This is a genomic window from Paraburkholderia elongata, assembly GCF_013177735.1.
Lineage (GTDB): Bacteria > Pseudomonadota > Gammaproteobacteria > Burkholderiales > Burkholderiaceae > Paraburkholderia > Paraburkholderia elongata.
Map to the genome: position 1 here is coordinate 1 of NZ_WOEZ01000085.1, position 7,982 is coordinate 7,982.

Genomic DNA, 7,982 nt, shown 5'->3' on the forward strand with positions numbered 1-7,982 from the left:
GCAGGCTCACCTGTTCGACGCCTTCAGTCAGGTCGATACCTCGACGACACGCCGCTACGGCGGCAGCGGCCTTGGCCTTGCCATCTGCAAGCGTCTCGTTGAGGCACTGGGCGGAACGATAGGTGTGGAAAGTCTATCGGGCGTGGGCAGCCGGTTCTGGTTCGAGGTGCCAATGACATTGGGCGAACCCACCGCGCTGGAGGAGCCGGAAAAATTGGGCATGATGAAACACAGCCCACAACGCGTGCTCCTGGCCGAGGATGTCGAGGTCAACAGGGTGCTTGTCACGAAAATGCTGCACACGCAGGGCTATCAGGTGGTCGCGGTGGAAACGGGCGAGCAGGCGCTGGCGGCGGCCACGGACGAGGATTTCGACCTCATCCTGATGGATGTGAACATGCCGGTCATGGACGGGATGGAGGCGACGCGACGCATTCGCACCCTGCCGGCGCCGCGCGGCAGGGTGCCCATTCTGGCACTGACGGCCAACGTTCTGCCGGAAGACCTGCTGCGCTACCAGGCCGCCGGCATGACCACGACAATCACGAAACCGATCGACTGGCAGCGGCTGTTCGGCGCCATGGCCCACTATGGCCAGAACGGCCGGACGGCAGACGCGCCGCACACCGGTATGTCCGCCGTCGGACAGGAGCTGCGCGAGCAGCTGCACCGGCTTGATGATGGTACGGGCATGGGCATGAGGGACATTGCCCGCCTGTTCATTCAGGACACGCAGCGGCGCCTCTCGGAACTTGGCCGGATGCTGGAAACGGCCGACGCCGACGGGGTCGCCAGGCTGGCGCATGCGGTCAAGGGCAGCGCTGGGAATCTCGGCCTGCGGCGTCTGGCGAGCCTGTGCGGCGAGATCGAGACCGCGGCGCGCGCCGCCGAGCTTGAGACCGTGCCCGGACGCCTGGATGATGCCGAGGCCGAATTCGCCGGGATTTGCAATGTTCTCGCGCAACTCAACACTGAACCGCCCCCGCCATGCGCGTCCTGATTGCCGAAGACGACGCTTCCTCGCGATTGATCCTGGAAATCCAGATGCGGCGGCTGAAGCATGAGTTCGTGTCCGCCAACACCGGTGAGGAGGCGTGGCGACTATTCCAGGACAACGATGTCGACGTCGTCATCAGCGACCGGGAAATGCCGGGCATGGATGGGCTGGAACTTTGCCGGCGGATCCGCGCCTCAACCCGGCTGGAGAAATATGTTTATTTCATCTTCATTACGTCGTCGGGCAGCAAGGTCAATATCCTCGACGGAATGCAGGCCGGTGCGGATGATTATCTCGCCAAACCGCTCGACCCCGACCAGTTGGCCATACGTCTTCTGGTGGCGCACCGGATTACCGCGCTGCACAGGCAACTCGCCACCCAGCAGAGGGAGCTCGAGCATTTCAATGCGCGGCTGTTCGAGCTGGCGCGCACCGACCCGCTGACGGAACTGTATAACCGCCTCAGGCTCCGCGAGGATCTCAACCTGTTTCCGGCATGGGCTCCCAGTGGGCCGGGCGGGTTCTGTGCCATCATGCTCGATGTCGATTATTTCAAAGCGTACAACGACCATTACGGGCATTTCGCCGGGGACGAGGTGCTCAAAGCTGTGGCCGGTGTATTGCACCAGAACATGCGCCCGGGCGGGCGCGGCTACCGTTTCGGCGGCGAGGAATTTCTCGTTATCCTGCCTGCGCAATCGTTGCGCGACGGCTGTCAGGCGGCAGAGAATTTTCGCGAGACGGTCGCGGCAATGGCGCTGCCGCACACGGGAAGTCCCAGCGGCGTGATTACGGTTTCTGCGGGCGTGGCGGCGTGGCCGCGCGAGGCCATGACAGTGAACGCTTGGCTGAAGCGGGCGGATGAAGCGCTGTACCTGGCAAAGGCGCAGGGACGGAATCGGGTTCATCCGGCGCCCGATGATCCGCAAGCGTAGGGCCTATCCTGTCTCAACGACCGCCTTAACAGATCAAGCAAGTTTCGTCAGAGCTCGATGACCGATTGCAGAGATGTGGATCTCACACGGAGGTTACCGTCTCGAAATTTCTGGTCCGGAATCAAAGCATAGTCACCGGCCGGCTGTTATGCCAGAGGCGTACGCCGAGCGTCCATGCGCGCCAGGGTCGTGCCTTCCGAGCGGCGGCACCACGCCCGCTAGGCATCGGTTTTCAGTTCAGCGGGTCGGCGCAGGGAAGTGGTATTGCCACGGCCAGCAGCTACGAACCGGACCCGCCTCGCACGCCTTGACAGGTGCGGTGATCGTTCGCAATTTCGAGCACGCGGTGTCAAGCTTTACCTTCCGCGTAATCGGGAATGCCGATCCAGGCTGATTCATGTTCCATGTGCTTCTTGAGGTCGGCGTCAAGGCGCCTGCAGCGGCGGGGCGATCTTGTATTGGGCGTCCGTCCTTTGGGCGATTTCGGCAAGCGTCACGTCGGGCGCGAGCTCGGTCAGGGGCATGCCAGTCTCATCGATTTCCAACACAGCGAGATCGGTGATCAGCATGTCGACCAGCCCTTGCTGGTGAGTGGCATGGTGCATTGGCGCGTCATCTTCTTCGCGTCTTTGGAGTTGTGGTCCATCACCAGGATCACCTTCTCGACGCCGGCAACCAGGTCCATGGCGCCGCCCATACCGGGGTGCCTTCAGGATTCGGAATTTTACGTGCCCCAGCATCCGGGAACGCCGTGCAGCATAAGCCCTGGCGCGCGTCATGCCTGGCAACGTTCGGCCGCCTTTACTCCCAACTTCGGTAACGCGATCACGGCGGACGAGGTGTATAAGGTCGTGCTCGCGTACGCTGCGCAGGCCGGCATCGCGATCGATGGCTTCGGCGTGCACAGCTTGCGTGCGACGGCGGCGACCAACCCGCTCGAACATGAAGCGGATATCGCGAAAGTGCAAGAGTGGCTCACCGAAGGTAGCGCTGCCATACCGCAATTGCAATGCTGCAACCAACTCCTTGCGTGTCGTCATGCTGATTTGCCTCGTCACCTCGTGCCCCTCCCGCCCGACAATCCGACGGTCGAGTAGCCGGAGACGGTTGCCCGCCTCCAGCCCTCTAAGAACCGTGCATGCGCCTTTGGACGCACACGGCTCAAGCCTTACCAAGGCCAGTTTGACCCGGTGACTCGCCCATCGGCGCTGCTGGAGAAATCGTCAAGAACGTGCGGCCATACCCAACCAGCTCAGCCTGCTCACGCTGCGCGCTTGGGCACGACGCGTAAAGTAGTCTGCGAAGGCGGGATCGTAAGGCGTTGCGTCAGCTTGAATCTTGACGTGCCGGACGATCTGGACACTCGCCGTCGAGAACAGATCGAGGAGAGTGGTCGATCGCTGCGCGTCCCGGATTGACGCGAAGAACACCCATTGACGCAGACCGTCGCGACGGAAATACCGCTGACGCTTCCATCGCGCCGATCTATTGGGGTGCCGTCGATTGATCCAGGCGATCAGCGCCAGAAACACTTGGTGGTCGACATAGGCGAAGGTCTTCTTCGATACAACATGACGGTAGTAGTTGGCCCAGCCCCTCAACTTACTGTTGAGTTGCTGGATCAACCGCTCTGCGGTGGTGGCGACATTGGCTTTGATCAGATCCCGGATGTTATCCAAGAACCGTTTTACGGCTGGCTTGGCGGGCTTGATAAGTAACTTGCCCGCGTACTTTCGCACGTTGAATCCAAGGAAATCAAAGCCTGTGTCGATGTGCGTGATGTGGGTTTTCTCTTGTGAGAGCTCCAAACCACGTTCTCCGAGGAAGGCCACCACGGCGGGCTTCACCCGCATCTCCAGGACTTCTTTCGAGGCCGCCGAGATGACGAGTCGAGTCACCCGAGGGAACTGCCCCCTCGGGTGCTCACGGAACCGGACGTGAACGTCTCCGCTCATCCGGCTCTTCCCACCGAAGCCTGTCCCCACAACAGCGGCCAGTGTGCAAAGAGCCGCGTGTGCTTGCGTGCAATCCGTTCGAGCCAATGGCTCGCCCGCCGACGGTGCCCACGCAGCCGTTTGAATTTACGAACTGGTTGCGGGTTTCACTCCAGCGCGAACTGGCGGCAGTGAAGCGATGTGGCGTGAGCGCGCAGGGGCGGTTCGAGTTGTGAAAAGAGTCGATCTTTATGTTATTTTTAGTGATAGTTTGTCAGGATTGCAGATGAAATTGACGTGACGCTTCATGGCGCCGAGCGCCATCGCCACAGTGCTCGCACCGGCGCTGATGGTCAGCCGTAGTGCCGCAGGTTGATCATCGTGTAAGCGAGGGTCTTGAATGCATAGTGAACCGGGCTCAGACGCTCGAAGCGAAGCAGCAGGCGCCGGAACTTGTCCTCCCAGGCGAAGACCCGCTCGATGGTCCTGAAGCGCTCCTCGAAAATGGCCGGATTGAAGTGCAGTTTGCGGCCCCGCTTCGGCGTTTTACGGCCACGCGGGTTTTCGGGAATATTGGGAATCATGTCCCGGTTGAAAATCGCCTTGCGATTGGCCCGGCAGTCGTAGACGCCGTCCAGGCTGACCGTTGAGCCTTGCAGGTCCATGCCAATGGCGCGGGCGATGTGGTTCAATCTGGGCAGCGCCTCACGCAGCAGCGGCGATTCGTTGCGGTTGCCCGGGGCAGAAACGAATGGCGCGATCACGTTGCAGCGGCGATCGCAGAAGGCGACCACCTTGTCGCCTTTCAGGTGCTTGTGTCCGCTGTACCCCAGGTTGTCGCCGCCCTTCTTCGCGGCAGTGGTCGTGCCGTCGCCGTGGATGACCGTGAGCTCAAGCAGCCCGTCCTGATGAAGCTTGCGCACCGAGCCCGCAAAAATCGCGTCGATGCAGCCATCGGCCTGCCATCGCCGCAACGCCCGATAGATGCGCGTGTAGTGGATTTCAGGACGACCTGCCGCATTCCTTTCGATCGGCAGCGCCTTCCACTGAATTGGTAAGGACCTCCCCGATCGCCGGATCGGCACCGTCTGGTGCCATCATGGCTGGTGCTACAACCTTCCGGGAAGGGGGACATCATGGACAGGATTACCCGTGTTGGCGTGGATCTGGCGAAGAACGTGATGCAGGTTCATGCGGTCGATAGCGCCGAACGCGTCGTAGTACGTAAAGCGATTTCGCGGGAGCGATTTGTGAGCTGGTTTGCCAATCTGGAACCGTGTCTGATCGCCATGGAGGCATGCAGCGCGGCGCATTACTGGGCACGCAAGCTGCACGCGCTCGGACATGAGGTGCGGCTGATTCCCCCGCAATTTGTCGCGCCCTATCGCAAAGGCGGCGCTCTCGTAAAGAACGATGCACTCGATGCCGAAGCCATCTGCGAAGCGGCGAGCCGCCCGCACATGCGTTTCGTGCCGGTCAAGTCACCTGCGCAGCAAAGCGTGCTGGTGCTGCACCGCATGCGCACAGGATTTGTCGAGGAGCGTACAGCGCTGGCGAACCGGTTGCGCGGGCTACTGGCCGAGTTCGGCGTGTTCCTGCCGCAAGGCACCCGCCAGCTACACCAGCACTTCATTGACCGCGTTGAGGACGGCAGCAATGAGCTGACAGGACCGGCGCGCCAGGCCCTGATGCGCGGCTGGGCACAATGGCAGGCGTTGGATGAGGAGATTGCCTGGTTTGACAGGCAGATTGCCGAGCATGCCAACCGCGACCCGCAGGCGCAGCGCTGCATGGACGTGTGCGGCGTGGGCCGGCTAACGGCATCGGCCGCGGTGGTGACAGTGGTGGATGCCCGCCAGTTCAAAAACGGCCGGCAGATGGCCGCCTGGCTCGGCATCGTGCCCAAACAGAAAAGCAGCGGCGGCAAGCAGCGGCTCGGGAGCATCACCAGACAGGGCAACGACTATCTGCGAACCTTGCTGTTTCTGGGCGCACGATCGGCGATCCGCACGGCGCACCGACGCGACGACCGACTCTCGCGCTGGATTGTTCAGTTACAGGCGCGCGTGGGCTACTACAAGACACTGGTCGCCGTGGCCAACAAGCATGCGCGTATCCTGTGGGCAGTGCTCGCCAAGGGGGAACGGTTCGATCGTTCCTACGCGCCCGCCCGCACTGGTGGGGCGGCGGGCGCCTGAAACCCCAAACGACATCACCATAAATTGACTTCGTAGTCGAGGACGTAATCGATATGGATAGCGACAGGTCAGACCGGCAGCGGGCGAACTCGATGGGATGTCAGGCGCTACACGAAATGTATTCGCCGTCCACTGGATGGAGTCCTGCTGCGCGGTTACTATCCGGGCCCGGGCGCGGTTGTGACGGCGCCCAGCAAGGCCGTTTATAGGCATGCAGTCTGTCTCGCCGCCAACCGTTGTCGTTGTAGTCCTCACTGACCGATACAGGAGTCAAAAACATGAATCACTAAACCCAGCTTGCAAAAACGGGGAGGTCCTTATAGACATCCCATGTACAGCAACTGCAGAATGTAGTTGAAGATTCTGTGCAACCCCAGCGTCGGTGCCGGGCCACGCCTACCCGTACTCAGATGCGGCAAGACAAACTGCTCGAACTGCGCAAGGCTCAATTTCGTCGGAATCGTTTGCCAGCATTGGCTTCCAGCCATCGGTGCCATCCACAAATCTGGACTTTAACCGATCTGGCTCCGCCGATCAAAACTCCAGGCCTGACGCGGCTCGCAGACAAATTCAGCCGCGTCATAAAACCCGCAACCAGTTGTCCACCTGCCGACGCGATGAGTTTCGTAGACGAATAAAAGAAACGGGAACAGATAACTGGCAACATACGTGGGCATCGTTGCGTGCCGCAGTTCCAGACGAAAGTGGCGCATGGCTTGCATATCGCCTCCCTTCTCGGCGGCAAGCGTCCTCACATCCTGTCACACCCGGAACGATCTGGCGGGCGGTCAAACATTTCATGAATGTCGCTCGCAGAATGCGCTCTTGCCGGGCTGAACTGACGATCACCGGATGTAGGGCACTTACCGTCCAGCATGAACATGCAACAACGCTGTCGCATTGACGCAGATCAACATTTGCAATTCCTAAGGTTCCCGGATGGCCTTGACGATCATTGCAAAGAGGCGGCCGAGATCTGCCTCGACCATGACGCCGGCGAACGGATCGCGGTTCGTGCCAAACGCCTCGTCCAGCTCGTCCCATTCCTCCTCCGTCAGCCACTGACGCGCGGCAGGCAGAATCACCTCTTCTTCCAGGCGTCTGTGATTTGCGGAGAACGCGGCGTATTCTTCGACCATCTCGCGCAACACCGGGAGCGCGGACTCGCCAACCAGCTCGTATCGGGTCAACGCATGTTCGATGTTTCGCATTCGAGCCTTGCCCTGAGCGTGCTGTTCCTCTAACTCGTCGATGGTTTTATCGAGGTCGTTGGCACGGTGCCGCAAGCGCGCGAACAGATAGCGCTCCTCCTTGGGATGATGTAGCTGCTCCGGATATTCGCTAATGTAAAACAGCATGGACCGAAACATCGTCGGTCTAGGCACGCCTGCACCGGCAAGGACACCGAGCAGTTTGACAGAGCGTTGCATGCCCGTGACGACCATCGATAGCTGCTGGTGTTCCCTAATGATGACCCGTACGGCCTTTCTCGCTACCGGCGTTTGCATATCGAACTCCTTATCCATCGACACGGCGTGTTCAGCCTGCGATTGCCTGAGCCCCGTGTATCAAAAGTATGGAGGGCGCGACGGGTAACCCTATGATCTGCATCAAGGATTCAGGTCGCCTCTCGGCCTCAAAGCGGGGTGAGGATGCTTCTGGCAATAGCAGATGTTGCCCCGCATGACCGCTCCGGCTAAAAAATGGCCGTTGAGTTTCCCTGGGCAGGCAGACGTCCGTTTTAGCCTCGAAACCCGCCGTTGACGGGATAACGCGTCAAAGGTCAGCTCCGGGTCGCCACCGGTCAGATGCGCATGACGTCAACCCACGGTTCTAGAACCGTCCAAGCGGCTCACGAGTATTCCACAGCCCCAGATAGGCGTGAGCGGGCGGGACCGACGAGCGATTGTGCATCAGC

General features: G+C 60.7%; 8 protein-coding genes. 4 read left to right on the forward strand and 4 right to left on the reverse strand.

Annotated elements, in window-relative coordinates; translation table 11 throughout:
- The 3 genes from GNZ13_RS16230 to GNZ13_RS51540 all read left to right on the forward strand — a co-directional run.
- Positions 1-1,000 (forward strand): response regulator (locus tag GNZ13_RS16230; protein ID WP_172166125.1); only part of this gene is annotated, 1,000 nt, incomplete at its 5' end.
- The gene (locus tag GNZ13_RS16235) at positions 988-1,932 is read left to right on the forward strand and encodes a GGDEF domain-containing protein (RefSeq protein WP_172166127.1); all 945 of its coding nucleotides are present in this window, start codon (positions 988-990) and stop codon (positions 1,930-1,932) included. The genes GNZ13_RS16230 and GNZ13_RS16235, both read left to right, overlap by 13 nt.
- Positions 1,933-2,405: 473 nt before the next feature.
- Positions 2,406-3,029, forward strand: a complete 624-nt coding sequence (locus GNZ13_RS51540) for a hypothetical protein (RefSeq protein WP_216674870.1) — start codon at positions 2,406-2,408, stop codon at positions 3,027-3,029.
- A 126-nt stretch (positions 3,030-3,155) separates the two neighbouring features.
- On the opposite strand, the gene GNZ13_RS16245 is transcribed toward GNZ13_RS51540, so the two are convergent.
- Entirely contained in the window at positions 3,156-3,779 is a 624-nt protein-coding gene (locus GNZ13_RS16245) for a group II intron maturase-specific domain-containing protein (protein ID WP_172166129.1), read from the reverse strand.
- Positions 3,780-4,219: 440 nt separating this feature from the next.
- Complete coding sequence (locus GNZ13_RS16250; RefSeq protein ID WP_328807236.1) at positions 4,220-4,951, reverse strand: transposase; 732 nt, start codon at positions 4,949-4,951, stop codon at positions 4,220-4,222.
- Between the two features lie 51 nt (positions 4,952-5,002).
- Here GNZ13_RS16250 and GNZ13_RS16255 point away from each other — a divergent pair, with 51 nt between their 5' ends.
- On the forward strand, positions 5,003-6,064 hold the full coding sequence (locus GNZ13_RS16255) for an IS110 family RNA-guided transposase (protein WP_172166131.1): 1,062 nt from the start codon (positions 5,003-5,005) through the stop codon (positions 6,062-6,064).
- Positions 6,065-6,576: 512 nt separating this feature from the next.
- Here GNZ13_RS16255 and GNZ13_RS16260 read toward each other — a convergent pair.
- On the reverse strand, positions 6,577-6,786 hold the full coding sequence (locus GNZ13_RS16260; RefSeq protein ID WP_172166123.1) for a hypothetical protein: 210 nt from the start codon (positions 6,784-6,786) through the stop codon (positions 6,577-6,579).
- Positions 6,787-6,990: 204 nt separating this feature from the next.
- A complete protein-coding gene (locus tag GNZ13_RS16265; protein ID WP_172166135.1) occupies positions 6,991-7,572 on the reverse strand; it encodes a hemerythrin domain-containing protein in 582 nt (193 codons plus the stop codon).
- Between the last annotated feature and the right edge of the window lie 410 nt (positions 7,573-7,982).

Coding starts and splice junctions, on each gene's coding strand:
- GNZ13_RS16265 (WP_172166135.1), bottom strand. CDS start 7,572: ATGCAAACGCCGGTAGCGAGAAAGGCCGTACGGGTCATCATTAGGGAA.
- GNZ13_RS16260 (WP_172166123.1), bottom strand. CDS start 6,786: ATGCAAGCCATGCGCCACTTTCGTCTGGAACTGCGGCACGCAACGATG.
- GNZ13_RS16255 (WP_172166131.1), top strand. CDS start 5,003: ATGGACAGGATTACCCGTGTTGGCGTGGATCTGGCGAAGAACGTGATG.
- GNZ13_RS16235 (WP_172166127.1), top strand. CDS start 988: ATGCGCGTCCTGATTGCCGAAGACGACGCTTCCTCGCGATTGATCCTG.